The organism is Aquabacterium sp. A08, assembly GCF_011742065.1.
In genome coordinates, this window is record NZ_JAAQQT010000332.1 from 1 (window position 1) to 760 (window position 760).

Sequence of the window (760 nt, forward strand, 5' to 3'; positions counted from 1 at the left end):
GCGACGACCCCGGCCACGACGTGCTGGGGGCGTTGGGGGTGGGCATGCAGGCCGTGTGGCTCAACCGCGAGGGCCGCGAATGGCCCCACGAAAGCAACCGACCCCACCTCGAATGCGCTAACCTATCGGTACTGTGCCGGCACTGGTTATGACGTTGGTGGCACAGCGGTCGATTCCGGCCACTGGGACACGCGAGGGAGAACAACCATGACTTTGGCGCAACAAGGCACCACCGCCCTGCGGATGGCGTGTTTCCGGTGCGCCTGCCTGTCCGGCGCGGTGTTGCGGGCGCTCTGATGGCGACGCGTCAGACCAGACAACCGCCCTCCGCCCACTGGACGGTGGCGGCGAACCGGCGTGTCCGCGCGCTCTGGTTTGCGGCGGCCGGCCTGGCGGTGGGGCTGCAGCTCTGGACCGCCGGTCATGCCGGCTGGGCTTGGGTGCTGCTGGTCTTTCAGTTTCTGCTCTATCCGCAGCTGTTGTACTGGCGCGCCCGTCGCGCCAACGATACCCAGGGGGCCGAGCTCAACAACCTGCTGCTCGACAGTGCGCTCATGGGGGCTTGGGCCGCGGCGCTGGCGTTCCCGCTGTGGATCACCTTCACCCTGTTCATCAACACCGCGGTCAGCAACGCCCTGACCCAGGGCCGGCGCGGGGTGCTGCGCTCGGTGGGCCTGTTCACGCTGGGGGCGGTGCCGGTGGCGGCGGTCAACGGCTGGTCGCTGGCCTGGCAGCATGGCCCGTGGGTGACGGGGCTGTG

1 protein-coding gene is annotated in these 760 nt (G+C 69.3%); it reads left to right on the forward strand.

The genetic code is table 11. The features are described from left to right. Positions 1-248: 248 nt before the first annotated feature. A partial coding sequence (locus HA630_RS01875; protein WP_371809182.1) for an MASE2 domain-containing protein occupies positions 249-760 on the forward strand: 512 nt, incomplete at its 3' end.